Consider the following 25,007-nt stretch of genomic DNA (forward strand, 5'->3'; position numbering starts at 1 on the left):
CGGGCGGGGTGGCCTCACGAAGATGGAATGATGAGCGACAAACCGCTGACCGATGTGACTTTTTCCGCGTTCGAACTGCAGCCCGCGCTGCTCGCAGGCCTCGAAAGCGCCGGCTTCACCCGCTGTACCCCGATCCAGGCGCTGACCCTGCCGGTGGCCCTTCCGGGCCGCGACGTGGCCGGCCAGGCCCAGACCGGCACCGGCAAGACCCTGGCGTTCCTGGTGGCGGTGATGAACCGCCTGCTCAGCCGCCCGGCGCTGGCCGATCGCAAGCCCGAGGATCCGCGCGCGCTGATCCTGGCCCCGACCCGCGAACTGGCGATCCAGATCCACAAGGACGCGGTGAAGTTCGGCTCCGAGCTGGGGCTGCGCTTCGCCCTGGTCTACGGCGGCGTGGACTACGACAAGCAACGCGAACTGCTGCAGCAGGGCGTGGACGTGATCATCGCCACCCCCGGCCGCCTGATCGACTACGTCAAGCAGCACAAGGTGGTGTCGCTGCACGCCTGCGAGATCTGCGTGCTCGACGAAGCCGACCGCATGTTCGACCTGGGCTTCATCAAGGACATCCGCTTCCTGCTGCGGCGCATGCCCGAGCGCGGCACCCGCCAGACCCTGCTGTTCTCGGCCACCCTCAGCCACCGCGTGCTGGAACTGGCCTACGAGCACATGAACGAGCCGGAAAAGCTCGTGGTCGAGACCGAGAGCATCACTGCCGCACGGGTGCGCCAGCGCATCTACTTCCCCTCCGACGAGGAGAAGCTGACCCTGCTGCTGGGCCTGCTGTCGCGCAGCGAGGGCGCGCGCACCATGGTGTTCGTCAACACCAAGGCGTTCGTCGAGCGCGTGGCGCGCGCGCTGGAGCGCAACGGCTACCGGGTCGGCGTGCTGTCCGGCGACGTGCCGCAGAAGAAGCGCGAGACCCTGCTCAACCGCTTCCAGAAGGGCCAGCTGGAGATCCTGGTGGCCACCGACGTGGCCGCGCGCGGTCTGCACATCGACGGGGTCAAGTACGTCTACAACTACGACCTGCCGTTCGACGCCGAGGATTACGTGCATCGCATCGGCCGCACCGCGCGGCTGGGCGAGGAGGGCGACGCGATCAGCTTCGCCTGCGAGCGCTACGCGATGAGCCTGCCGGACATCGAGGCCTACATCGAGCAGAAGATCCCGGTCGAGCCGGTCACCGCCGAGCTGCTGGTGGCGCTGCCGCGCACCCCGCGCGCGCCGGTGGAGGGCGAGGCCGCCGAGGCCGATGGCGAGGAGAGCATCGGCGAGATCTTCCGTGAGGCCCGCGCCCAGCGTGAGGCCGACGAACAGCGGCGTGGCGGCGGGCGCGGCAAGCCCGGCGGCGGCCGCAGCGGCCCGGGCGGCCGTGGCGAGTCGCGCAGCGCCGACGGCAAGCCGCGGCGTCCGCGCACGCCGCGTCCGGCCGATGCCGGCACCGCGGCCGCGGACGGCAGCGCGCCGACCGCCGCCGCGCCGGCGCCCGCTCCCAAGCCGCCGCGTGCTGCGCTGGCCGAGGGCGCCGTGCCGGCGGTCGAGGGCGAGCGTGCGCCGCGCAAGCGCCGTCGCCGTCGCGGCGGGCGTCCGCTGGAAGGCGCCGAGGCCGCACAGGCCGGCAACGGCAGCGCTGCGCCGGCGACCGCGGCCCCGGCCCCGGCCAAGCCGGTGCAGGTCGTGGCCACCCCGGTCAAGGCTGCGCGCCAGGCCGATCGCGGTGCGGCGGCGAAGAACGATTCGTTCCTGACCCGCCTGGGCCGCAAGCTGCGCTCGCTGGTCTCCAGCTCCTGATCCGGACCGGCCGTCCGCCGCGTGCGACGCGCGCGGTGGACGAACACCCGGGCCGCTCCGGCATAATCGCCGGATGAGCGTTCTGCGGTTCGACAATGTCAGCAAACAGTACGCCGGCGGCCACGCGGCGCTGGTGGACGTCAGCTTCGAGGTCGAGGAGGGCGAGATGCTGTTCGTCACCGGCCATTCCGGTGCGGGCAAGAGCACCCTGCTCAAGCTGATCCACCTGAGCGAGCGGCCCTCGCGCGGCGCCGTGCTGTTCGGCGAGCGCAACCTGCTGAAGGTGCGCGGCCGCCGCGTGCCGCTGCACCGGCGCGAGGTCGGCGCGGTCTACCAGGACCACCGCCTGCTCACCGACCGCAGCATCGCCGAGAACGTGGCGCTGCCGCTGATCCTGCGCGGCACCCGCCGTGCCGAGATCGGCAAGCGCGTGCGCTCGGTGCTCGAGCGCATGGGCCTGGGCCACCGCGAGAAGGCGCTGCCGTCGCAGCTGTCGGCCGGCGAGCAGCAGCGCGTGGGCATCGCCCGGGCGATGGTCGGCGAGCCGCGGTTGCTGGTCGCCGACGAGCCCACCGGCAACCTCGACCCGACCCTGGCCGCGGAAATCATGCAACTGTTCGCCGAACTGCCGGCGCGCGGCACCAGCGTGCTGGTGGTCAGCCATGATCTGGCGCTGCTCAAGCAGATGCGCAAGCGCGTGCTGATCCTGGACCACGGCCGCCTGATCGACGACATCTCCCCGCAGGACCTGGCCGAATGAGCGCACGCAACGCCGGCGCCGCGGCGCCCTCGCGGCTGGGCGTGTGGTGGGACCACCACCTGCACAGCATCGTCTACAGCCTTGGCCGCGCCATGCGCAAGCCGTGGGCCACGTTGCTGACCATGGCGGTGATGGCGCTGGCGCTGACCCTGCCGCTGGGCCTGTCGATCGCCCTGGACAACCTCAAGCAGTTCGCCGGCAGCGTGCAGCAGTCGCGCGACATCAACGTGTTCCTGAAGACCGACGTCGACGCCGCCGCGGCGCAGACGCTGGCGCAGACCCTGCGCGGCCGCGCCGACGTGGCCGCGGTCAAGCTGCGCACGCCCGCCGAGGGCATGGCCGAGCTGCGCGACAGCGCCGGCCTCGGCGAGGCGCTGGACGCGCTGCAGGACAACCCGCTGCCGACGCTGCTGATCGTCACCCCGGCCGCGGCCGACGACACGCCGCTGGCGACCGCGCTGACTGCGCTGCCGCAGGCCGATCTGGTCCAGCACGACGCGCTGTGGCGCAAACGCCTGGACGGCTGGCTGCATTTCGGCGAACGCCTGGTGCAGGTGCTGTCGCTGCTGCTCGGCGCCGGCGCGGTGCTGGTGGTCGGCAACACCGTGCGCCTGGACATCCAGTCGCGGCGCGAGGAGATCGGCGTGCTGCAGCTGCTCGGCGCCAGCGACGGCTTCATCCGCCGCCCGTTCCTGTACCTGGGCGCCTGGTACGGTTTCGGCGCCGGGGTGCTGGCGCTGGGCCTGCTCGCCGCCTCGGGGATGGCCCTGGGCCAGCCGCTGGCGGCGCTGGCCGACAGCTACGGCAGCCATTTCGTGCTGCATGGGCTGGACGCGCTGCATGCCGGCTTCGTCCTGCTCGGCACCCTGCTGCTGGGCTGGCTCGGCGCCTGGCTGGTGACAGGCCACTTCCTGCGCCAGACGCGGCCCACCGACACCTGAGGCGCACATGGCCGGGCACGAGCTCAAGCATCTGATCAGCGCCGCCCCCCGGGTGATGGTGGTCGATGGCTCCAAGCTGGTGCGCAAGCTGATCGCCGACGTGCTGCACCGCGAACTGCCCGACGTGACCGTGGTCGGCTGCGCCAGCATCGCCGAGGCGCGCGCCGCGCTGGAGGCCGGTCCGGTCGATCTGGTCACCACCTCGCTGGGGCTGCCCGACGGCGACGGCCTGACCCTGGCGCGCAGCGTGCGCGAGGCCGCCGGCCAGGCCTACGTGCCGGTGATCGTGGTCTCCGGCGACGCCCAGCAGCACCTGGTCGAGCGCCGCTTCACCGAGTACGTCACCGACTATTTCGACAAGGCGCTCGGCCATGAGGCGCTGGCCACCTTCATCCGTGGCTATGTGCAGCCGCAGCCGGTGGCCGGCGCCACCGTCCTCTACGTCGAGGACAGCCGGGTGGTGGCCGAGGCCACCAAGCGCATGCTCGAACGCCAGCAGCTGCACGTGGTGCACGTGCTCAGTGCCGAGGACGCGTTCGCGCTGCTCACCGCCGAGTCGCTGGGCCGCACCACCCGCCGCATCGACCTGGTGCTGACCGACGTCACCCTGAAGGGCGAGCTCAACGGCCGCGACGTGGTCCAGCGCATCCGCGTCGATTTCGCCTACGGTAAGCGGCGCATGCCGGTGCTGGTGATGACCGGCGACAGCAACCCGCACACCCAGTCCGAGCTGCTGCGCGCCGGTGCCAACGACCTGGTGCAGAAACCGATCGAAGAGCGGCTGCTGGTCACCAAGGTGCTGTTCCAGTTGCGCCTGGCCCGGCTCGACGAGATCGCCGTGACCTTCTGACCGATGTGATGTCCCGAGCCAGGAAGCAATGAGCAACAACGAAGACGAAAGCCGGATCCAGTTGGAGCCGTCGTGGAAGGCGCAGGTCGGCGACTGGCTGCTGCGCCCGGAGATGCGCGAACTGGCCACGTTCCTGCGCCAGCGCAAGGCCGCCGGCGCGCGGGTGTTCCCGCCGGGGCGGCAGATCTTCGCCGCCTTCGATGCCACCCCGTTCGAGCGGGTGGAGGTGGTGATCCTCGGCCAGGACCCCTACCACGGCTACGGCCAGGCGCACGGGCTGTGCTTCTCGGTGCTGCCCGGGGTGCCGGTGCCGCCGTCGCTGCTGAACATCTACAAGGAGATCGAGGACGACCTGGGCATCCGCCGTCCCGACCACGGCTGCCTGCTGCCGTGGGCGCAGCGCGGCGTGCTGCTGCTCAATGCGGTGCTGACGGTGGAGGAAGGCCGCGCCGGTGCGCACCAGGGCAAGGGCTGGGAGGGCTTCACCGACCATGTCGTGGAAACCCTCAATCGCGAGCGCGAAGGGCTGGTGTTCCTGCTCTGGGGCAGCTACGCCCAGGCCAAGGGCAAGGTCATCGACACCCGCCGTCACCGCGTGCTCAAGGCGCCGCACCCCTCGCCGCTGTCGGCGCACCGCGGCTTCCTCGGCTGCAAGCATTTCTCCGCGGCCAATGAGTACTTGAAGCGCCGGGGCGCCGCCCCCATCGACTGGAGTCTGCCGCCGCGCGCGGAACTGGAAGCGGTGCGCGGCGCCTGAACCGCGGTTGGATGGGGTGCCGCTGTCGCCTGGCGTGGACGCCATTTTCGCGAACCCGCTGCTACTTTGGGGGTCAGAGAACGGGATGGCGATGCGTCCCGCGATTGTTGCAACGGCTTGTGATGCAGTGTCATTCCTGATTCATATGTTGCATAAACAGAACACAGGAACTTTTTACTGTACCCAGCAGTCCAATTAGTAGACTGCTAAGATGAGCCCTATGAGCCAGACTCTTACTTCCAACGCATTGGTTCCCAACAACCTCCCGATCCCCAGTCCGCTCGGTTCGCTGGATGCCTATATCGGCGCCGTGCACCAGATCCCGGTGCTGACGTCCGACGAGGAACGCGCACTGGCGGTTCGCTATCGCGACCAGGAAGACCTGGACGCGGCCCGCGAACTGGTCCATTCCCACCTGCGCTTCGTGGTGCACGTGGCGCGTGGCTATAACGGCTATGGTCTGCCGCTGGGCGATCTGGTCCAGGAAGGCAACATCGGCCTGATGAAGGCGGTCAAGCGCTTCGACCCGGACATGGGCGTGCGCCTGGTCAGCTTCGCGGTGCACTGGATCCGTGCCGAGATGCACGAGTACATCCTGAAGAACTGGCGCATCGTCAAGGTCGCCACGACCAAGGCGCAGCGCAAGCTGTTCTTCAACCTGCGCAAGTCCAAGACCCGTCTGGGCTGGATGAACGCGGCCGAGGTCACCGCCGTGGCCAAGGACCTCAACGTGTCCGAGCGCGAGGTGATGGAGATGGAGTCGCGCCTGTCCGGTCGCGATATCGGCTTCGATGCGCCGTCCGACGAGGACGACGACCACGCGCCGCCGTCGCCGGCCGCGTATCTGATGGCCAACGAGGAAGATCCCTCGCAGGCCTACGAGCGCGCCGACAGCGAGGACAACCAGCTGCAGCTGCTGCGCGAAGGCCTGGCGGAACTGGATGCGCGTTCGCGCGACATCATCAAGCGCCGCTGGCTGGATGCCGACAGCAAGATCACCCTGCAGGAGCTGGCCGACGAGTATGGCGTGTCGGCCGAGCGCATCCGCCAGATCGAGGCGAACGCGCTGAAGAAGATGAAGGCGCTGTTCGTCGCCTGAGTCGCCTGCGGCGATCGCTTGCAACGCACGAAGGCCCGGCACTGCCGGGCCTTTCTTTTGTCCTCTTGGCGACATCGCGGAACGACGACTGCCGAATGCGGAAGCGCGCCCGCGTGAGTGACGGTGCGCTACGATTCCGGCGGACGCGCCACCGGCAGGTGCCAGCCGTAGCGGATCGCCATGAAGCGCAGACCGAAGCACAGCACCGCGCCCACCGCCAGGCCCCAGGGCTGCGGCAGGTGCAGCACCTGCGCCGCGGCGACCACGCCGCCGCCGAGCAGGGCCGCCACCGCGTACAGCTCGGCCTGCAGCACTACCGGCGTGCGCGCCACCAGCAGGTCGCGGACGATGCCGCCGCCGATGCCGCTGAGCATGCCCAGCAGCGGCGCGCTGAGCGGGCCCAGGCCGAACGCCAGTGCCTTGCTGGTGCCGTACACCGCGAACAGCGCCAGGCCCATCGCGTCGAAGATCTGCACCGGATTGCGCAGGCGCTCGACCGTGTGGTGACGGTAGAAGGCCAGCAGCCCGGCCAGGCAGGCGACGCCGAGGTAGCGCACGTCGGCCAGTGCTGCCGGCGGGGTGGCGCCGATCAGCACGTCGCGGGCGATGCCGCCGGAGACCGCGGCCGCGCACGACAGCACCAGCACGCCGAACAGGTCCAGGCGATGGCGCACGCCGACGGTGGCGCCGCTGATCGCGAACACGAAGGTGCCCAGCAGGTCGAGCAGGAACAGGAAGGTCGCCAAGACGGGCACTGCGCTGCAGCAAAAGGCCGGCTAGGATCGCAGTCCGACCGTGTAGTGTCACCTGTCCGCGGGCGGCGCGGCCTGCGCCTGCGTTTCCTCCGCTGCGGGCGGATCGCCGAGGATGATCCGCGCGGCGCGCTGGTAGCTCCAGTACGCCCAGGCCCAGTTGAGCAGCACCACCACGCGGTTGCGGAAGCCGATCAGGAAGAACACGTGCGCGGCCAGCCAGAACCACCAGGCCAGCACGCCGGAGAGCTGCAGCCGGCCCAGGTGCACGATGGCCGCCATGCGCCCGATGGTGGCCAGGTTGCCGTAGTCGGCATAGCGGAACGGCACGCTGGCGGTGTCGCCGCGCAGCCGTCGGCGCAGGGTATCGGCGACGTGCCGGCCCATCTGCTTGGCCGCCGGTGCCACGCCGGGAACCGGACGGCCGTCGGCCTGCTGCACCGCGGCCAGGTCGCCGGCCACGAACAGCTCCGGATGGTCGGGCACGCTCAGGTCCGGCTGCACCTGCACGCGGCCGCTGCGGTCCAGCGGCGTCTGCAGTGTCTTGGCCAACGGCGAGGCGGCCACGCCGGCGGCCCAGACCACGGTACGCGCCGGCACGAAGGTGCTGCCGAGGCGGTAGCCATGGGCGTCGATCTCGGCGACCGGCACCCCGGTCAGCACTTCCACGCCGAGCTTTTCCAACTGCTTCTGCGCCTTGGCCGAGAGGTGTTCTGGGAACGAGGACAGCACCCGCGGTCCGGCTTCGATCAGCCGCACCCGTGCCTCGGCCGGGTCGATGCGGCGGAACTCGTGCTTGAGCGTGTGCCGGGCGATCTCGGCCAGGGTGCCGGCCAGCTCGACGCCGGTCGGGCCGCCGCCGACGATGGCGAAGCTGAGCCAGGCCGCGCGCGCCGCGGGGTCGGTCTCCGCCTCGGCACGCTCGAACGCCAGCAGCAGGTGCCGGCGCAGTTGCAATGCGTCGTCCAGGGTCTTCAGGCCCGGCGCGTGCGCCGCCCAGTCGTCGTGGCCGAAATAGGCGTGGGTGGCACCGGTGGCGACCAGCAGGTAGTCGTAGTCCAGCGTCTGCCCATCGGCCAGGCGCACCTGCCGCGCCTGCTTGTCGATGTAGACGACTTCGCCCAGCCGGACTTCGACATTGTCCTGGTGGCGCAGGATCTGCCGCAGCGGTGCGGCGATGTCCGGTGCCGACAGGCCGGCGGTGGCGACCTGGTACAGCAACGGCTGGAACAGGTGATGGTTGCGGCGGTCGATCAGGGTGATGCGCAGCGGCGTCTTGGCCAGGGCGCGGGTGGCCCATAAGCCGGCGAAGCCGCCGCCGACCACGATCAGGTTCGGCACGCGCGTGTCGTCCATGCAGGACTCCAGGAGGGGGAGGGGAAAGGAGGCGTCCGGTGTCGGCGCGACGGTCGCGGCGCAGTTGCGCGGCGCACCGATCCGCGGAAACGCGCGCGGCCAGTGGGGCGCTGCGCGATCGTCGAGGGCCGGACCTGCATGCTCGTATAGTAGCGCGATGCCAAGCGCGGTCAGCGACACGGAGGACGCACGGTCATGTCGGCGACAGTGAAGCCGCGCGCGTCGGCGTCGCCGCAGGCGCCGCTGCCGTCGCGCTGGCGCAGCCTGTTGTTCTGGGCCAAGACCCGCGCGCTGCAAGGACGCCGCGCGCTGCGCGATCTGCGTGACGGACCACGCAAGCACCGCCGCGAGGGCGGCCTGACGATCGCCGATGACACCTACGCCGAATCGGTTACCGCGCTGTGGCCCGCCAGCGAGGAAACCGCGCCGCAGTTGGTGGCCGGCAAGATCCACAACCTGCGGCTGGCCGCGCGTGCGCTGCATGGCGTGGAGGTGCCCGCCGGGGCGACCTTCAGTTTCTGGCGCCAGCTCGGCCGCGCCACGCGCCGCCGCGGCTTCGTCGCCGGCCGCGAACTGCGCGAGGGCTGCCTGGTGCCCTCGATCGGTGGCGGCCTGTGCCAGTTGTCCAACGCGATCTACGACGCCGCGCTGCGGCAGGGCCTGGAGATCGTCGAGCGGCATCGCCACACCCAGGTGATCCCTGGATCCCTCGCCGAGCGCGACCGCGACGCGGTGGTGTTCTGGAACTACGTGGACCTGCGCCTGCGCGCCGCTGCGCCGTGGCGGCTGGAGGTGTGGCTGGATGGCGAGGCGCTGCACGTGCGCATCCGCGGCGGTGCCGCGGCGCCGGCAGCGTTGCCGTTGCCGCCGCTGCAGCGACGCACCGCGCCGGCCGGCGTCGATGCCGCCAACGACTGCACCCGCTGCGGCCGCAGTACCTGCCATCGCCACGTGGCGATGGTGCCCGATGGCCTGCACCGCACCTGGCTGGTCGACGAGGATTGGCCGGAGTTCGCCGAGGACCGCCGGCGTCGGCAGCAGCCCGGCGACCGGGTGCTGGCATTGCCGCGCAGCAGTGCCGCGGCAATGCGTGCGGCGTTGTTGCGGCGTTGGTGGCTATGGCGCGGCATGCCGCTGCCGCAGGCGCGCCAGCATGCGCAGCGCATCCGCCTGCGAGCGCTGTTGCGGCGGCTGGATGCGCACGATGTCGACCTGGTAGTGCCGCAGAGCCTGTTGCCGGAACTGTGGCTGGCCGGCGAGTTGCAGGGACGGCGCTGGGACGTGTGCATGACGGCCTTGCCGATGCACCTGCTGCAGGCACGCCTGGACGTGGCCGCGCAGCGGCATCCGCATAGTCCCACCTTGCGCGACTTTCGTGCCGATCCGGCGTTGGTCGCCGCCGAGCGCGCGGCGCTGGCGCAGGCGCGGCACTGGATCACCCCGCACCGTGAACTGCTGGCGCTGGCCGGCAAGCGTGGCCTTGCGCTGGAATGGCAACGGCCGGCGCCGCCTGCGGGCGCGGCGGAGCAGGCGGTCATCACCGCGGACGCCGCGCCGCGGGTGCTGTTGGCGGCCTCGGCGCTGGCACGCAAAGGTGCCTACGAATTGCGCGAGGCGGTGCGTGGTTTGCCGCTCGTGTTGCTGCTGCCGCCCGGCGCGCAGGAAACGCCGGACTTCTGGAACGGCATCGCGGTGCAGCGGGTCGCTTCGATGGCCGAAGGCGTACGCGCTGCTTCCCTGGTGCTGCTGCCGGCGTGGATCGAACAGCAGCCGCGTGGCGTGTTGCTGGCCATGGCGCTGGGCAAGCCGGTGATCGCCACCGCCGCCTGCGGCCTGTCCGCGGACGCTGGCGCGTGGCGCTGCGTGGAGGCCGGCGACAGCGCCGCGCTGCGCGAACAGTTGGTCGACGCATTGGGACTGGCGGGTTGAGCGAAACCCGAGGGTGTTGCGGTCGCCCGCAGGGCACCGTTTGCTTCGCCACGTCGACGCGTTGTTCGTTCTAAGTGGCTTTCAGGCAATCTTGAAGCAATCTCCTTGTCGCAGGCTGGCGATGCGCACCTTTGCCCCGTAGGAGCGGCTTCAGCCGCGACGAGGCGTTACCGGGAAAGCCCGTCGCGGCTGAAGCCGCTCCTACGGAATCGGATCGCGCGGCGTCGGATCGCGCATTGGATTGGGGCGATCTGCAGCTTCATCCATGTACGACGGCGAATCAGCGGCTCGGCGACGCGCGTCAGCCTGCCGTTGCTGGCGCTGTCCATCGGATGCGGCTGGCTGTTCTTCAACTCGCTCTAGCAGCTGTCTTGCAGGAATGCGCCGCCGCCTCAGTACAGATCCTGCGGATCCACATCCAGCGACCAGCGCACGCGCCGCGCCTGCGGCAGCGCGTGGATCGCCGGCACCGCCGCGTCCAGCAAGGCATGCAACGCGCGCCGCGTGTTCGCCGACAGCAGCAACTGGGTGCGCTGGAAACCGGCACGGCGCGGCATCGGCGCCGGCATCGGGCCGAAGCGCTGCACTTCGTCCTGCGCCGGCAGCAGCGCGCGCACCGCGGCGAGGAAGGCGTTGGCGTGTTCGACCTGCTTGGCTTCGGCGCGCAGCAGCGCCAGGTGCGCGAACGGCGGGAAGCCGGCGGCCTCGCGTTGCTCCAGTTCCGCGGCGGCGAAGGCGTGGTAGCCGCCGTGCACCAGGGTCTGCAGCAGCGGATGCGCGGGGTGGTGGGTCTGCAGCCAGACCTCGCCCGGACGCGCGGCGCGGCCGGCGCGCCCGGCGACCTGGATCAACTGCTGCGCGAGCTTCTCGCTGGCGCGGAAATCGGCCGAGAACAGGCCTTCGTCGATACCCACCACCACCACCCGGCTCAGCTGTGGCAGGTCGTGGCCTTTGGCCAGGATCTGCGTGCCGACCAGGATGCCGGGCGCAGTGCCGAGCGTGGCCAGTTGGGTCTCCAGCGCATCGCGGCGCTGGGTGGTGCTGCGGTCGATGCGCAGCACCGGCACGTCGGGGAATGCCTGCACCAGGCGTTCTTCGAGGCGCTCGGTGCCGATGCCCTGTGGCTGCAGGGCCAGGCTGCCGCAGTCCGGGCAGGCCAACGGCGCCGGTTGGCGCGCACCACAGTGGTGGCATTGCAGGCGCCGGCCGCCGGCGTGCACGGTCATCGGTGTGGCGTGCAGCGGGGTGCTGCAGCGCTGGCACGGCGCGGTCCAGCCGCAGTCGTGGCACAGCAGTACCGGCGCATAGCCGCGGCGGTTCTTGAACACCAGCACCTGGCCGCCTTCGGCCAGCGCAGTCCCGATCCCCGCCAGCACCTCGGGCGACAGCCCGTCCTGCAGCGGGCGCTTGCGCACGTCGAGCACGCGCACCGTCGGCGGCCTGGCGTCGCCGGCGCGGCGGGTCAGGCGCAGGTGCGCGTAGCGGCCGCCGGCGGCGTTGTGCAGGCTCTCCAGCGAGGGCGTGGCGCTGCCCAGCAGCACCGGCACGTCCAGCGCCTTGCCGCGGACCAAGGCGAAATCGCGGGCGTGGTAGCGGATGCCGTCCTGCTGCTTGTAGCTGCCGTCGTGTTCCTCGTCGACCACGATCAGCCCGGCCCGCGGCAGTGGCACGAACACCGCCGAGCGGGTGCCGACCACCACCTGCGCCTCGCCGCGCCACGCGGCGGCCCAGACCCGCGCGCGTTCGTTGTCGTTGAGCCCGGAATGCAGTGCATGCACCGGCACCCCCAGGCGGGCGCGGAAGCGGGCCAGGGTCTGCGGGGTCAGGCCGATCTCCGGCACCAGCACCAGCGCCTGGCGCCCGCGCGCCAGACAGGCGGCGATCGCCTGCAGGTAGACCTCGGTCTTGCCGCTGCCGGTGACGCCGTCGAGCAGGAACGGCGCGAACCCGGCGGCGGCGACCACCGCGTCGATGGCGTCCTGCTGTTCTGCATTGGGCACCGGCCCGGGCTGCGGTTGCGGCGCCGCGGCGCTGGCCGGCACCGCGATGCGCTCGGCGTGGCCGCGCTTGGCCAGCGCACGCGCGGCACTGCGCCAGTCGTCCATCGCCTGGTCCAGCCGGTCCTCGTCCATGGCCCCGTCCGCCAGCAGCGCGGCGAAGCGGTGCGGGCGGGTGCCGGGCCGGGCGCGGTGGCTGGCGCCGGCCTCGGTCAGGCGCCAGGCCCAGGCGTGGGTGTCGGGCAGCGGCTCGCCGCGGCGTAGCGGCACCGGCAGCGCGGTGACCAGCACCTCGCCCAGCGGCGCATGGCTGTAGCGCGCCAGCCAGCGCAGCGATTCGGCCAGCTCGCCGTGCAGCAGCGGTGACGGGTCCAGCCACGCCTGCGCCGCGCGCAGGCCGTCGGTGTCCTCGACCTGGCCGATCGCCGCGACCACCCCGCTCAGTTCGCGGTTGCCGAACGGCACCTGCACGCGGCGGCCCACGTCGCCGTCGGCAACCATGCCGCCGGGCGGCGGCAGGTAGTCGAACAGCTGCGGCAGCGGCACGGGCAGGGCGACACGCAGCGTGGCGACGGGGGAGGGCATCCGCCTAGTCTAGGGCGTGTCACCAATTCCCAAGTATGCCGCTCGGGGATTGGTGACACGCCCTAGCAGCCGTGGCAAGCGGGTCCCGAGCGCCAGGAGTTGCGCGCGATTGCTGCCCGCAAACTGATAAACCGGTCGTAAATAGCCGCCCCGCTTGGAGAATCGAATTTATCCACACGTGCTGTGGATAAAGCTGTGCATGACCGGCATGCTCCACGCCGTGAAGACGGACTCACAAGCCTCTGCAACGAGTTGGACAAAAAAGCGCCAATCGCATTTATTCTTTCAATAACAATAACTTAGCCGTGAAACACAGATGCAACATGGTTTCGCGGGGGCTTGACAAGACCAGTCGCAGGCCAATTTCCGGCGCTGTGCACAACCCGTCGTCACGGTGGCCGCGGATGAGCCGATCGGGGCGCCGCTGTCAAGCGCGCGGCGCGGCGGCGGCCTCGCTATCATCGCGCCGATGATGGAGTTCCGATGACCGCCACGTCCCCCACCGACGGCGTGGCCGCACCGCCCGCCCTGGCCGCGTTCCTGCGCGGGATCGAACGCCGCGCCGCGGTCCTGGCCGACCTGCAGAGCGGCCGGGCCGAACGCGGCATGCCGGCCCTGGCGGCGGCGATGCGGGCGTTCCGCAGCCACGCCGCGGCCCTGCCGATGGCCGACTGGCCGCTGCGCTTCTGGAAGCTGCTCGGCGCGGTGCCGACCCTGCGCCAGGCCGATGCCGCCGAAGGCGCCTGGCCGGCGCCGCTGGCGCATCTGCGCACCCTGCAGCCCGCCGATCGCCTGGCGCTGCTGCTGCGCATCGTCGCCGGGCTGGACGAGCCGCTGGCCGCGCAAGTGCTGCAACTGTCCACCGAGGACTACCAGCAGGCGCTGGCGCGGGCCTGTCCGCGCGACGCCGCCGGGCGGCCGGATGCGGCGGGCTGGCGCGCGCTGGCCGATGCGGCGCAACAGTGCCTGCGCGACCTGCCGCCGGCGCGGCTGCAGGCCCTGGCGCAACTGCGCGATGCGGCGATCGCCGGCAGCACGGCCTCGCCGGCAGCGGCCACGCTCCCCGCCCCCGACAAGGCGCCTGCGCGCCCGCGCCGCGGCGGGGCGCGCCCGGCCTTGCGCACGCGCCTGGCCGGGGCGGTGATCGCGGTCGTGGTCCTGGCCCTGATCGGCACCGTGTTCTGGGACCGCCTGCCGTGGCACCGGTCCCGTGCCGCCACCGCGGCCGTTGGCAGCGACGCGAGCCTGGCGCTGGGCGACACCGGCCCGGTGCAGGTGGAAGTGCTGCCGCCGGAGTCGGACACCGCCAGCGCGCCGCCGCTGCCGGCCGACCCGCCGGCGCCGCTGCCGGAGCCGGCGATCTACGACCTGGACTTCTATGCGTGGTACGCGGCCGGCGCGCCGCCGCCGCGGATCGAGCGCGGTACCCCCAGCGCCGCCGATCTCGAGGCGGCCGAGACGCCTGCCGCCGCAGTGGCCCCGGCCATCGCCCCTGCCGCGGCGACGACCACGCCACCGGCGCTGACCCCGGCACAGCTGCGCGCGCGCCAGACGGCCTGGGAGGCGTTGCCGGCGGCGGCGCAGGCGCGGTTGCGCCAGGTCGCCACGGCCTTCGCCGGCCTGCCGATCGAGCAGCAGCACACCCTGCACGCGCAATTCGCCGAGATGGACGCGCTGGAGCGTCACGGCTGGTTGCTCGGACCGGAACTGGGCGCCGAGTTCTGGGCGCTGCAGCCGCTGCTGGGCTACGTGCCCGAGGCGCAGCGGCAGGCGCTGCTGGGCCTGCTGCGCAGTTTGCCGGCGGACCAGCGCGAGCATCTGGCGTTGCTGTCGCAACGCACCCCGCCGCAGGACCGTGCCGCCTTGCGCCGCGACCTGCTGGCGCAGGGCGCCGACAGCCGCGGCGCCTGGTTGAAACAGCGCGCCGCACGCTGAGCGGCGCGTTGGGTACTTTGACTTTCCGGGTCCCCAATCCCGGGCTCCGGGTCCCGGCTCTCCTGCAGTGATCCGCCGCAGCGGGTAGAATGCGCGGCCTCCGCCACCCGGTGTCAGGCGCTGTCCGCGCGGCCGCAGTCGGCGAGATCGCCAGAGTCTTGCAATGTTTTCGTCTTCCACCCCGGCCTCGGTCCGGGGCCGCGAACTGCGCACCACCGCGCGGCTCGCCCTGCCGCTGGTCCTGGGGCACGTCTCCACCGGCCTGATCAGCTTCGTCGACAACGTGATCGCCGGCCACCACGGCACCCGCACGCTGGCCTCGGTGACGGTCGGCACCGCGCTGCTGTGGCTGCCGATGATGATCCCGATCGGCACCCTGATCGCACTGACCGCCTCGGTGTCGCAGCTCGACGGCGCCAAGCGTCATGCGCAGATCGGGCCGCTGTTCCGCCAGGCGCTGTGGCTATCGCTGGGCCTGGGCCTGCTGATGTTCGCGTTCCTGAGCGTGATGCCGATGGCGCTGCCGCAACTGGGCATCGCCCCGGAGATCGTGCCCGGCGCGCGTGACTTCCTGCTTGCGATCCGCTGGGGCGTGCCGGCGCTGGTGCTGTACTTCTGCATGCGCTACCTCAGCGAAGGCATGCACTGGACCCTGCCGACCATGCTGCTCGGCTTCGGCGGCCTGCTGCTGCTGGCGCCGCTCGGCTATGCGCTGACCTTCGGCCTGTGGGGCCTGCGCGAGCATGGCGCCGGCGGCCTGGGCATGGCCTCGGCGATCATGATGTGGGCGCAGGCGCTGTGCTTCGCGATCTACCTGGCGCGTTCCAGGCGCTTCGCGCCGCTACGCCTGTTCGCGCGGTTCGAGGCGCCGGACCTGCGCGCGATCGGGGGGCTGCTGAAGACCGGGTTGCCGATCGGCGTGACCATCCTGATGGAGGGCGGCCTGTTCATCGTCACTGCGCTGCTGATCGCGCGCCTGGGCGAAGTGCCGGCGGCCGCGCACCAGATCGCGATCAACGTGGCGCAGCTGTGCTTCATGGTGCCGATGGGCGTGGCCGAGGCGACCACGGTGCGGGTCGGCCGCGCCGCCGGTGCCGGCGACGCGGTGGGCGTGCGCGGCGCGGCCTGGGCCGGCTATGCGATCGTGCTCGGTACCCAGGCGCTGTCGGCGTTGGTGCTGCTGTTCGGCCACGACGCCATCGTCGGCGTCTACACCAGCGACCTGGCGGTGGCGGCGCTGGCTTCCACGTTGCTGCTGTACGCGGCCACGTTCCAGTTCCCCGATGGCCTGCAGGTGCTGTCGGCCGGCGCGCTGCGCGGCCTCAAGGACACCCGCGTGCCGATGCTGCTGGCCCTGTGCTCCTACTGGGGCCTGGGCATGCCGCTCGGCGCCGGCCTTGGCCTGTGGCTGGGCTGGGGGCCGCAGGGCATGTGGATCGGCCTGATCCTGGGCCTGACCGCGGCCGCGGTGATGATGGGCGCGCGCTTCCGCTGGAGCAGTGCGCGGTTGCTGGCCGCACCGGCGGCCCCCTGACTTCAGACGCATGTGCGGCGCCTGACGCAGCCGGTATGCTGCGCAGGCGCAAGACGCCTTCCCTTCGGAGTTTTCCATGAACCAACCCGTGCGTCGCAGCCCCGTCGCCAACTTCTTCGTCGGCCTGTGGGATGTGATGAACTTCACCCGCCGGTTGATCTTCAACCTGCTGTTCTTCGGTTTCCTGTTGCTGATCCTGCTGGCGATGGTGTTCGCCATGGCGCGCGGCGACGGCGGCAAGGCCTTGCGCGACCGCACCACGCTGCTGATCGCGCCGGAAGGCAAGCTGGTCGAGCAGTTCAGCGCCGACCCGGTCAGCCGCGCGCTGGCCAAGGCGATGAACGACAAGGGCGCGCAGGAGATCCAGTTGCGCGACCTGGTGCGCGCGATCGAGGCGGCCAAGACCGATCCGAAGATCGAGCGCGTGGCGCTGCGCCTGGACAAGCTGCAGCCCAGCGGCTTCGCCTCGATGCGCGAGGTGGAGAAGGCGCTGCAGGACCTGCGCAGCTCCGGCAAGCAGATCGTCGCCTACAGCGACAATCTGAACCAGTGGCAGTACCTGCTGGCCGCGCAGGCCAACGAGGTCTATCTGGACCCGATGGGCTCGATGACCCTGGAAGGCCTCGGCCGCTACCGCCAGTACTTCCGCGAGGGCCTGCAGGACAAGCTCGGCGTGGACGTGCACCTGTTCAAGGTCGGCGAGTACAAGTCCGCCGCCGAGCCGTACGTGCTCGACGCGGCCTCGCCGGCGTCCAAGGAAGCCGACCTGTTCTGGATGAACGACGTGTGGCAGCGCTACGTGGCCGACATCGCCAAGGCGCGCAAGCTCAGCGCCGAGCAGATCACCGCCGGCATCGACACCATGCCCGAGGGCGTGGCCGCCGCCGGTGGCGACCTGGCCAAGTTCGCCCTGCAGCAGAAGCTGGTGGACGGCCTGAAGACCCGCGAAGACGTCGAGCAACTGCTGACCAAGCGCGGCGTGGCCGACGACGATGCCGACACCGGCTATCGCAACGTCGACCTGGACGGCTACCTGCAGCAGTTGGATCTGCGCCGCTCGCCGGTGGATTCGCGGCCGCAGGTGGCGGTGGTGGTCGCCGCGGGCGAGATCAGCGGCGGCGAACAGCCGGCCGGCCGCATTGGCGGCGAGTCGACCGCGGCGCTGCTGCGCCAGGCGCGCGACGACGACGCGGTGAAGGCAGTGGTGCTGCGCGTTGATTCGCCCGGCGGCGAAGTGTTCGCCTCCGAGCAGATCCGCCGCGAAGTGGTGGCGCTGAAGGCCGCCGGCAAGCCGGTGGTGGTGTCGATGGGCGACCTGGCCGCGTCCGGCGGCTACTGGATCAGCATGAACGCCGATCGCATCTATGCCGACCCGTCGACGATCACCGGCTCGATCGGCATCTTCGGCATGATCCCCAACATCACCCGCACCCTGGACAAGATCGGCGTGCACACCGACGGCGTGGGCACCACCCGCTTCGCCGGCGCGTTCGACATGACCCGGCCGATGGATCCGGCGGTGGGCCAGCTGATCCAGTCGGTGATCAACAAGGGCTATGCCGACTTCACCGGCAAGGTCGCGCAGGCGCGCGGCAAGTCGGTCGAGGCCATCGACCAGGTTGCGCGCGGTCGCGTGTGGAGCGGTGCGCAGGCCAAGGAGCGCGGGCTGGTGGACGCGTTCGGCGGCTTCAAGGACGCGGTGGCCGATGCCGCCGCGCGCGCCAAGCTGGGCGGCCCGGACAAGTACCGGGTGCGCTACGTCGAAAAGCCGGCCACGCCGTTCGCGCAGTTCGTCGGCGGGTTCGCCGGCAGCCGCCTGGGCGTGTGGATGCTGAGCGACTCGGCGCTGGGCCATGCCCTGCTGGCGCGCAGCCTGCCGGAGCTGGACACCCAGCTGCGCTTCGTCAAGGACGCGGCCGACACCCGTCCGGGCGCGCCGGTGAAGGCGCTGGCCTACTGCTTCTGCGGTCTGTGAGCCGGCCCTGAACCGGTGGCGGCGCGCCCTCGCGGACGCGTCGCCTGATCCCTGCAACGCCGGCCCCGTGGCCGGCGTTTTTCATTGGGCGGTGGCGGCGTCGAGCGCGGCGTTCTGCGTCGCCGCGGCGCGGTCGAGCGTGGCCTGGGTCTGCTTGGCGCGGTCCAGCGGCTGGGCGATGGCGGTGCGCAACGCGCTGGCCTTCGGCGGTGGCGGCGCATCGGGCGGTTGCGGTGGCGCCGGCTTGCATGCGGCCAGCAGTGCCAGCAGCGGCAATGCGAACGTCATCCTGCGCAGTGGTGCGGACATGGCGGCGACCTCCTCGAGGGTGGAGGTATCATCCTACGCCTCCCATGTGAGCAGACAGGCACGCGCATGCAGCACCGTTGGCGGCTGGACGGACAGACCGCGCTGATCACCGGCGCCAGCGCCGGCATCGGCCTGGCGATCGCACGCGAACTGCTCGGCTTCGGCGCCGACCTGCTGCTGGTGGCGCGTGACATGGACGCGCTGGAAGCGGCGCGCGACGAGCTGCGCGAGGCCTTTCCCGAACGCGACATCCTGGCGCTGGCCGCCGACGTCGCCGACGACGAGGACCGCCGCGAGATTCTCGACTGGGTCGAGGACCATGCCGACGGCCTGCACCTGCTGATCAACAACGCCGGCGGCAACGTCAGCAAGGCCGCGGTGGACTACACCGAGGACGAATGGCGCGGCATCTTCGAGACCAACCTGTTCTCCGCGTTCGAGCTGTCGCGCTACGCGCATCCGCTGCTGGCGCAGCACGCGGCCTCGGCGATCGTCAACGTCGGCAGCGTGTCCGGGCTGACCCACGTGCGCAGCGGCGCGCCCTATGGCATGACCAAGGCGGCGCTGCACCAGCTCACCCGCAACCTCGCCGCCGAATGGGCCGAGGACGGCATCCGGGTCAATGCGGTGGCGCCGTGGTACATCCGCACCCGCCGTACCTCTGGCCCGCTGTCGGACCCGGACTACTACGACCAGGTGATCGAGCGCACGCCGATGCGCCGCATCGGCGAACCGGAGGAAGTGGCGGCGGCGGTCGGGTTCCTGTGCCTGCCGGCGGCCAGCTACATCACCGGCGAATGCATCGCGGTGGACGGCGGGTTTTTGCGTTACGGGTTCTAGCGGCTGTGCGGCGGCTGCGTGCGCGCCGGGCGCCGGCCGAAAGGCACAGTGCAGGAGGCCCCGGGCATATGTCGTCGGGACTGAAGTCCCTCCCACAAAGGTGCGCGCGCTTACCGCGGTGGATCGGCGGCTGCGGGGGTAATCCGTAGGAGCGGCTTCAGCCGCGACCAGGCTTTCCCGGTCACGCCCGGTCGCGGCTGAAGCCGCTCCCACGACACCAGGCGCACACCCGCGCGCGAGCAAGATGGCTCACGGCGCTGGCTGCTCTGCGCCGCAGTTGCTGGCCTCGAGCAGGTGCTGGCGGCGTTCGAACTCCGTGCGCAGCGCCTCGGCATGGTCGGGCACGGCGAAGCGCCAGTGCGTTTCGGCTTCGGCCACGTAGCTCTTCCAGGCCTCGCACAGCTGCTCGGCGGGCAGTGGCTTGCATTGGTCGCGCAGCACTTCGCAGGCGCTGCCGCCGGCCTGATTGGGCCCACCGTCCAGATCCATCGTGTTCAACGGCACGCACCGCGGCGGCGGTTCGGCGACCTCGCCGATGTAGGACGCCTGCTCGCGGGTGATGCAGGTGAACAGCGGCGGGGGCGGCAGCATCGGTGGCGGTGGCGGTGGCGGTGGCGGTGGTGCAGCAGCCGTGGTGTCGGCCGGGGTCGGCACGTCCGCAGGCGTGGCGGTGCTCGTGGCGCTTGCAGGGGGCGACGATGGCGTGGGCTGGGCGGCGAGCGTGCTCGGCAGTGCGGCGCTGCTCACGCCCTGCATGACTTTCTTCTGCTGGCGCATGCCCTTGGGGCAGGGCATGTTCTGGATGGTCAGGTTGTCCTGCGCGTCGGTGCAGCGATAGAACACCACCGGTTCGGCGTGCGCGGCGCTGGCGCAGGTCAGCGCCATGGCGAAGCAGAGCGCGCGGCGCATCAGCTGCCGCCGCAATCGCGTGCCAGGCGCGCATCGATGCCGCGCTGTTCGGTCTCCATCGCGCGGCGCTCGCTCTGCAGCGCGCTGTTGTAGCGACGGATCAGTTCCCAGCGGCGGTCGCTCAGGCGAGCGCAGACCTCTTGCTCGGGCAGTGCCGTGCAGGTGTCGCGAATCATTGTGCTGCCGGCCGGCACGATCACGCCGGCGCCAGCGGCGCCCCCTGGCGGCGGTGGCCCGGGTGGGCGTGGGCCGCCGGGCGGAGGCGGTCCCGGCGGGACGGGCGAGCGGCCATCGGGGCCGCGTCCGGACGGCCGCGCGTACGGACCCTCGGCATAGCCATAAGCCCACAGCGGCACCCAGCGCGGATTGCCGGCGTTGTCGTCGCTGGTGTAGCGCGCACCTTCCGGGGTGACGCACTCGTACATCGGCTGCGGCGGCTGCACGGTGACGATGCGGAGTTCGCGCTGCGGCAGCGGTGCCGGGGAGGCCTCCGCACGTGCCGGATCGGTGCTGAGGGTGGTGGTCGGCCGCGGCGGCGGATCGCGCGGACGCTGCATGTCCAGCACCTGCTGCTGGCGCGCGTTCTCGCAGGGGGCGTTCTGCAGGCTGACCGCGCCGGAGGCGGCGATGCAGCGGTAGATGCGCACCGAGGTATTGCCGCCGTCGCTGCGCACCGTCTGCGTCTGTTGCGCCCAGCCGGCGCCGATCCAGGGCGACAGGCTCAGCAGCAGCAAGGGGCGGAGAAAGAAGCGCATGCGCGCATCTTGCGCGCCTTGGGCGACCAGGGAAAGGGCGGTGCGTGTGGGGATTCAGGCCCCCATGGCGTCGCGGCAACGTTGCCGCGTTGTTCTGTCGCCGCGAGGCTGCGCCCGTACCCTCATCCGCCCCTGCGGGGCACCTTCTCCCGAGGGGAGAAGGGAAATGCTTAGCCCCTCTCCCCTCGGGAGAGGGGTTGGGGTGAGGGTACGGAGCGCGAAGCGCAGGCGTTGATCCGGCGGTGCGAGGCTGCGCCCGTACCCTCATCCGCCCCTTCGGGGCACCTTCCCCCGAAAAGGGGGCCATGGTCCCGAGGGGAGAAGGGAAATGCTTAGCCCCTCTCCCCTCGGGAGAGGGGTTGGGGTGAGGGTCCGGTGCGCGAAGCGCCCACGCTGCTCCATCGCACCGTTGCCGCCCGGCGTCGGCGCAGCGAGAGGTCGGCGTGCGGTGCTGGAGGCCGCGCCTCAGGCGCGCAGGATCTCGCCGCTGGCGGCGTCGCGGATCGGGGTGGGCTGGGCCAGGCCGCCGGTCTCGCCGTCGAGCAGGCCATCGAGGTCACTCAGCATCAATGGGTCGAGTTCGCTGCGCTGCCGCGCCGGCGGCTCGCCGCCGCGGTTGGCGCTGGTCGACACCAGGGCGCCGCCCCAGGCCCGGCACAGGGCCGCCACCAGCGGATGCGCGCTGATCCGCACGGCGATGCCCTGGTGCGCGCCGGTGATCCAGGGCGGCGCGTGTGCGGCGGCGGGCAGGATCCAGGTGTGGGGTCCCGGCCAGCTGGCCAGCACCGCGGCCAGCCGGTCCGGCGGCAACGCCGACAGGTCGAGCAGCGGGCGCAGCGGATCCAGTTCGGCAGCGACCACGATCAGGCCCTTGTCCACGGGCCGCTGCTTGATCCGCAGCAGGCGGGTCACGGCGGCCTCGTCGTGCGGATCGCAGCCCAGGCCCCACACGGCTTCGGTGGGATAGGCGATCACGCCGCCCTTGCGCAGGACGGCGACGGCATGGCTCAGCGACAGGTCGGTCATGCGCGCATCATGCGGCACGTCCTCGTCTAAGGACAATGAGGAGCGGTTGGGCGGGACTCGGGATTTTCGCAAGTCTCCGGCCGTGCCGCTTTTATGTGGGAGGGGCTTCAGCCCCGACGCCTTACCGATGACGCGTCGGGGCTGAAGCCCCTCCCACATCAAAGCCGCAGGGTCGTGGTTCCTCAATCGCTGAGAGGCCTGTAGGCACCGCGAGAGGGCAGCTCGGCGGCCGCGCTCGTGCCATCCGAGGGGCGCATCGGGCCGCCCTGGGCCATCGGCATGGCGGCCTCAGCCGCCCTTGGCCACGGTTTTCTTCGCTGCCTTCTTCACCGCTTTCTTGGCGGTCTTCTTCGCGGCCTTCTTGACCGCCTTCTTCGCCGCCGGCTTGGCCGGGGCGTCGGCGGCGGCCTTCTTCGCTCCGCTCTTCTTCGGCGCGGCGTCCTTCTTGGCGGCGGCCTTCTTGGCACCGAAGCCCTTGCGCACGGGCTTGCCGGTTTCCTCCAGCAGCTTCTGCACTTCGTCCAGGCTCAGCGAGGCGGGCTCGCGATCCTTGGGGATCTTGCCGTTGAGCTTGCCGTCGCTGATGTACGGGCCGAAGCGGCCGTTGAGTACCTGGATGTCGCTGCCGGGAAATTCCTTGATGATGCGGTTGCGCGCGATCTCTTCCTTCTCCTCGATCAGGAACACCGCACGTGCCAGATCGATGGTGTAGGGATCGTCTTCCTTCTTCAGCGAGGCGTAGACGCTGCCGCGCTTGGCGAACGGGCCGAAGCGGCCGATGCCGACGCTGACTTCCTCGCCCTTGTCCTGGCCGAGGCTGCGCGGCATCAGGAACAGCTCCAGCGCCCCCTCCAGGGTGATGGTGTGCATGCTCTGGCCGGGACGCAGCGAGGCGAACTTGGGCTTGTCCTCGGCATCCTCGGCGGTGCTGCCGATCGCCGCATACGGCCCGAAGCGGCCCAGGCGCACGCTCACCGGCTTGCCGGTCTTGGGGTCGGTGCCGAGCTCGCGCGCACCGCTGGCTTCGGCACGGTCGACCGACTCCTTCTTGTCCTCGACCAGTTCCTTGAACGGTTCCCAGAAGCGCGACATCAGCGGAACCCACTCCTCCTCGCCGCGCGAGACCGCGTCGAGCTCGTCCTCGAGCTTGGCGGTGAAGTCGTAGTCCACGTACTGGGTGAAGTGGCTGGACAGGAACTTGGACACCGCGCGGCCGACGTCGGACGGGCGGAAGCTGCGGCCTTCCATCTCCACGTACTTGCGGAACAGCAGGGTCTGGATGATCGAGGCGTAGGTCGAGGGACGGCCGATGCCGTACTCTTCCAGCGCCTTCACTAGCGCCGCTTCGGTGAAGCGCGGCGGCGGCTGGGTGAAATGCTGCTCGGCCAGGATGCGTTCCAGCGGCACGCGGTCGCCGGGCTTCATCGCCGGCAGCTTGCGGCCTTCGTCCTCGTCCTCGGCGCTCTTGTTGTCCTTGCCCTCCTCGTACACGGCCAGGAAGCCGGGCACCACCACGGTGGTGCCGCTGGCGCGGAACACGTGTTCGCTGCCGGCCGACAGGTCGACGCTGACGGTGTTGAGCGTGGCCGGGATCATCTGGCAGGCCACCGCACGCTTCCAGATCAACTCGTACAGCTTGCGCTCGTCGTCGGTCAGGAAGCGCGCCACCTGCGACGGGGTGCGCAGCGCCGAGGTCGGGCGCACCGCTTCGTGCGCTTCCTGGGCGTTCTTGGACTTGGTCTGGTAGGTGTTGGGCTGGTCCGGCAGCGAGGCGATGCCGTAGTCGCGGGCGATCACGTCGCGGATCTCGGCCAGCGCGTCCTGCGACAGGTTGACCGAGTCGGTACGCATGTACGAGATCAGGCCGACCGTGCCTTCGTCGCCGATCGCCACGCCTTCGTACAGCTTCTGCGCCACCTGCATGGTCTTGCGGGTGGTGAAGCCGAGCTTGCGCGAGGCTTCCTGCTGCAGGGTCGAGGTGGTGAACGGCGGCGCCGGGCGGCGCTTGCGCTCCTTGCTGGCGACGTCGGTGACGTGCAGCGCACCCTGCGCGGCCTGCTGGATGCGCAGGCGCGCAGACTCGGCGGTGTCGCCGTCGGTGATGGTGAACTGTTCGAACTTCTGCCCGTCGAGCTTGATCAGCTTGGCGTTGAAGTGCTGCGAGGGATGCGCGCAGTCGGCGGCGATGGACCAGTACTCGCGGGCGATGAAGGCTTCGATCTCCTCCTCGCGCTCGACGATCATGCGCAGCGCCGGCGACTGCACGCGGCCGGCGGACAGGCCGCGCTGCACCTTGCGCCACAGCACCGGCGATAGGTTGAAGCCGACCAGGTAGTCCAGCGCACGGCGCGCCTGCTGCGCATCGACCAGGTCGCCGGCGATCTGCCGCGGCTGCGCCATCGCTTCCTTGATCGCGCGCGGGGTGATCTCGGTGAACACCACCCGGTGCAGCGGCTTGCCCTTGAGCAGCCCGCGCTCCTGCAGGATCTCGGCGATGTGCCAGCTGATCGCCTCGCCCTCGCGGTCCGGGTCGGTCGCCAGGTAGATGTCTTCGGCCGCCTTGGCCGCCTTGGCGATGGCCTCGACGTGCTTCTCGTTCTTGTCGATCAGCGCGTAGCGCATCGCGAAGCCGTCGTCCGGATCCACCGCGCCTTCCTTCGGGATCAGGTCGCGCACGTGCCCATACGAGGCCAGGACGTGGAAATCCTTGCCGAGGTATTTGTTGATCGTCTTGGCCTTGGCGGGCGATTCGACGATGAGCAGGTGCTTGGACATGGCGGGTCGGGCTTCGATGGGCGTGGGCGGACGCCCTGGGGGCGGTAGGGTGGCGCAATTGCTCCGGTTAGTGAAGCGTTGCGGTCTGGCAGAGAAGCCGACGCCCGGGATGGAACCCCTGGGCGTTCA

General features: G+C 70.9%; 18 protein-coding genes and 1 pseudogene. 11 read left to right on the forward strand and 8 right to left on the reverse strand.

All coding sequences use genetic code 11. The features are described from left to right. The first annotated feature begins 30 nt into the window (after window positions 1-30). From rhlB to rpoH, 6 genes are all read left to right on the forward strand, one after another. Window positions 31-1,794, forward strand: a complete 1,764-nt coding sequence (rhlB, locus tag GGR71_RS14695) for an ATP-dependent RNA helicase RhlB (RefSeq protein ID WP_184452072.1) — start codon at window positions 31-33, stop codon at window positions 1,792-1,794. Window positions 1,795-1,867: 73 nt separating this feature from the next. Further along, entirely contained in the window at window positions 1,868-2,554 is a 687-nt protein-coding gene (ftsE, locus tag GGR71_RS14700) for a cell division ATP-binding protein FtsE (RefSeq protein ID WP_017909423.1), read from the forward strand. Beyond that, a complete protein-coding gene (gene ftsX, locus GGR71_RS14705; RefSeq protein ID WP_160957606.1) occupies window positions 2,551-3,495 on the forward strand; it encodes a permease-like cell division protein FtsX in 945 nt (314 codons plus the stop codon). Before ftsE ends, ftsX begins: the two co-directional genes overlap by 4 nt. Window positions 3,496-3,502: 7 nt before the next feature. Further along, on the forward strand, window positions 3,503-4,345 hold the full coding sequence (locus tag GGR71_RS14710; RefSeq protein WP_017909425.1) for a response regulator: 843 nt from the start codon (window positions 3,503-3,505) through the stop codon (window positions 4,343-4,345). A gap of 28 nt (window positions 4,346-4,373) precedes the next feature. Then, entirely contained in the window at window positions 4,374-5,102 is a 729-nt protein-coding gene (gene ung, locus GGR71_RS14715) for a uracil-DNA glycosylase (RefSeq protein WP_160957605.1), read from the forward strand. Window positions 5,103-5,322: 220 nt separating this feature from the next. Further along, window positions 5,323-6,201 (forward strand): RNA polymerase sigma factor RpoH, encoded by an 879-nt coding sequence (gene rpoH / locus GGR71_RS14720; RefSeq protein ID WP_048490856.1) that lies wholly within the window; start codon window positions 5,323-5,325, stop codon window positions 6,199-6,201. A gap of 128 nt (window positions 6,202-6,329) precedes the next feature. On the opposite strand, the gene GGR71_RS14725 is transcribed toward rpoH, so the two are convergent. Then, window positions 6,330-6,947, reverse strand: a complete 618-nt coding sequence (locus GGR71_RS14725; RefSeq protein ID WP_160957604.1) for a trimeric intracellular cation channel family protein — start codon at window positions 6,945-6,947, stop codon at window positions 6,330-6,332. 57 nt (window positions 6,948-7,004) lie between these two features. Beyond that, complete coding sequence (locus tag GGR71_RS14730; protein ID WP_184452074.1) at window positions 7,005-8,309, reverse strand: NAD(P)/FAD-dependent oxidoreductase; 1,305 nt, start codon at window positions 8,307-8,309, stop codon at window positions 7,005-7,007. Between the two features lie 195 nt (window positions 8,310-8,504). On the opposite strand from GGR71_RS14730, the gene GGR71_RS14735 reads away from it, so the two are divergent. Further along, window positions 8,505-10,238 (forward strand): VanW family protein, encoded by a 1,734-nt coding sequence (locus tag GGR71_RS14735; RefSeq protein ID WP_202404763.1) that lies wholly within the window; start codon window positions 8,505-8,507, stop codon window positions 10,236-10,238. A 392-nt stretch (window positions 10,239-10,630) separates the two neighbouring features. Here GGR71_RS14735 and GGR71_RS14740 read toward each other — a convergent pair whose 3' ends face one another. Continuing rightward, entirely contained in the window at window positions 10,631-12,820 is a 2,190-nt protein-coding gene (locus GGR71_RS14740; RefSeq protein WP_160957601.1) for a primosomal protein N', read from the reverse strand. Window positions 12,821-13,303: 483 nt separating this feature from the next. On the opposite strand from GGR71_RS14740, the pseudogene GGR71_RS21130 reads away from it, so the two are divergent. The 3 genes and pseudogenes from GGR71_RS21130 to sppA all read left to right on the forward strand — a co-directional run. Beyond that, window positions 13,304-14,260: pseudogene (locus GGR71_RS21130) on the forward strand (hypothetical protein); the annotation flags it as partial. 658 nt (window positions 14,261-14,918) lie between these two features. Beyond that, window positions 14,919-16,289, forward strand: a complete 1,371-nt coding sequence (locus GGR71_RS14750; RefSeq protein ID WP_160957600.1) for an MATE family efflux transporter — start codon at window positions 14,919-14,921, stop codon at window positions 16,287-16,289. 76 nt (window positions 16,290-16,365) lie between these two features. Beyond that, entirely contained in the window at window positions 16,366-18,264 is a 1,899-nt protein-coding gene (gene sppA / locus GGR71_RS14755; protein ID WP_160957599.1) for a signal peptide peptidase SppA, read from the forward strand. 81 nt (window positions 18,265-18,345) lie between these two features. Here sppA and GGR71_RS14760 read toward each other — a convergent pair whose 3' ends face one another. After that, window positions 18,346-18,573 carry a hypothetical protein gene (locus tag GGR71_RS14760; protein WP_237474244.1) on the reverse strand — a complete coding sequence of 76 codons (228 nt, stop codon included), beginning with the start codon at window positions 18,571-18,573 and terminating at the stop codon, window positions 18,346-18,348. A 66-nt stretch (window positions 18,574-18,639) separates the two neighbouring features. On the opposite strand from GGR71_RS14760, the gene GGR71_RS14765 reads away from it, so the two are divergent. Continuing rightward, on the forward strand, window positions 18,640-19,413 hold the full coding sequence (locus GGR71_RS14765) for an SDR family oxidoreductase (RefSeq protein WP_160957598.1): 774 nt from the start codon (window positions 18,640-18,642) through the stop codon (window positions 19,411-19,413). 249 nt (window positions 19,414-19,662) lie between these two features. Here GGR71_RS14765 and GGR71_RS14770 read toward each other — a convergent pair whose 3' ends face one another. From GGR71_RS14770 to GGR71_RS14785, 4 genes are all read right to left on the reverse strand, one after another. Further along, window positions 19,663-20,322 carry a DUF4124 domain-containing protein gene (locus GGR71_RS14770; RefSeq protein WP_160957597.1) on the reverse strand — a complete coding sequence of 220 codons (660 nt, stop codon included), beginning with the start codon at window positions 20,320-20,322 and terminating at the stop codon, window positions 19,663-19,665. Continuing rightward, on the reverse strand, window positions 20,322-21,077 hold the full coding sequence (locus tag GGR71_RS14775; protein ID WP_160957596.1) for a DUF4124 domain-containing protein: 756 nt from the start codon (window positions 21,075-21,077) through the stop codon (window positions 20,322-20,324). The genes GGR71_RS14770 and GGR71_RS14775 overlap by 1 nt, the downstream gene beginning before the upstream one ends. Before the next feature lie 465 nt (window positions 21,078-21,542). After that, window positions 21,543-22,103: a Sua5/YciO/YrdC/YwlC family protein gene (locus GGR71_RS14780; RefSeq protein WP_160957595.1), complete on the reverse strand. Its 561-nt coding sequence runs from the start codon at window positions 22,101-22,103 to the stop codon at window positions 21,543-21,545. 288 nt (window positions 22,104-22,391) lie between these two features. Next, on the reverse strand, window positions 22,392-24,878 hold the full coding sequence (locus tag GGR71_RS14785; protein WP_160957594.1) for a DNA topoisomerase I: 2,487 nt from the start codon (window positions 24,876-24,878) through the stop codon (window positions 22,392-22,394). Between the last annotated feature and the right edge of the window lie 129 nt (window positions 24,879-25,007).

Source organism: Xanthomonas sp. F1 (assembly GCF_014199855.1).

Excerpts from the sequence above, each read along its gene's own strand:
- rhlB (WP_184452072.1), top strand. The coding sequence starts at position 31 with ATGAGCGACAAACCGCTGACCGATGTGACTTTTTCCGCGTTCGAACTG.
- ftsE (WP_017909423.1), top strand. The coding sequence starts at position 1,868 with ATGAGCGTTCTGCGGTTCGACAATGTCAGCAAACAGTACGCCGGCGGC.
- ftsX (WP_160957606.1), top strand. The coding sequence starts at position 2,551 with ATGAGCGCACGCAACGCCGGCGCCGCGGCGCCCTCGCGGCTGGGCGTG.
- GGR71_RS14710 (WP_017909425.1), top strand. The coding sequence starts at position 3,503 with ATGGCCGGGCACGAGCTCAAGCATCTGATCAGCGCCGCCCCCCGGGTG.
- ung (WP_160957605.1), top strand. The coding sequence starts at position 4,374 with ATGAGCAACAACGAAGACGAAAGCCGGATCCAGTTGGAGCCGTCGTGG.
- rpoH (WP_048490856.1), top strand. The coding sequence starts at position 5,323 with ATGAGCCAGACTCTTACTTCCAACGCATTGGTTCCCAACAACCTCCCG.
- GGR71_RS14730 (WP_184452074.1), bottom strand. The coding sequence starts at position 8,309 with ATGGACGACACGCGCGTGCCGAACCTGATCGTGGTCGGCGGCGGCTTC.
- GGR71_RS14735 (WP_202404763.1), top strand. The coding sequence starts at position 8,505 with ATGTCGGCGACAGTGAAGCCGCGCGCGTCGGCGTCGCCGCAGGCGCCG.
- GGR71_RS14740 (WP_160957601.1), bottom strand. The coding sequence starts at position 12,820 with ATGCCCTCCCCCGTCGCCACGCTGCGTGTCGCCCTGCCCGTGCCGCTG.
- GGR71_RS14750 (WP_160957600.1), top strand. The coding sequence starts at position 14,919 with ATGTTTTCGTCTTCCACCCCGGCCTCGGTCCGGGGCCGCGAACTGCGC.
- sppA (WP_160957599.1), top strand. The coding sequence starts at position 16,366 with ATGAACCAACCCGTGCGTCGCAGCCCCGTCGCCAACTTCTTCGTCGGC.
- GGR71_RS14760 (WP_237474244.1), bottom strand. The coding sequence starts at position 18,573 with ATGTCCGCACCACTGCGCAGGATGACGTTCGCATTGCCGCTGCTGGCA.
- GGR71_RS14765 (WP_160957598.1), top strand. The coding sequence starts at position 18,640 with ATGCAGCACCGTTGGCGGCTGGACGGACAGACCGCGCTGATCACCGGC.
- GGR71_RS14770 (WP_160957597.1), bottom strand. The coding sequence starts at position 20,322 with ATGCGCCGCGCGCTCTGCTTCGCCATGGCGCTGACCTGCGCCAGCGCC.
- GGR71_RS14775 (WP_160957596.1), bottom strand. The coding sequence starts at position 21,077 with ATGCGCTTCTTTCTCCGCCCCTTGCTGCTGCTGAGCCTGTCGCCCTGG.
- GGR71_RS14780 (WP_160957595.1), bottom strand. The coding sequence starts at position 22,103 with ATGACCGACCTGTCGCTGAGCCATGCCGTCGCCGTCCTGCGCAAGGGC.
- GGR71_RS14785 (WP_160957594.1), bottom strand. The coding sequence starts at position 24,878 with ATGTCCAAGCACCTGCTCATCGTCGAATCGCCCGCCAAGGCCAAGACG.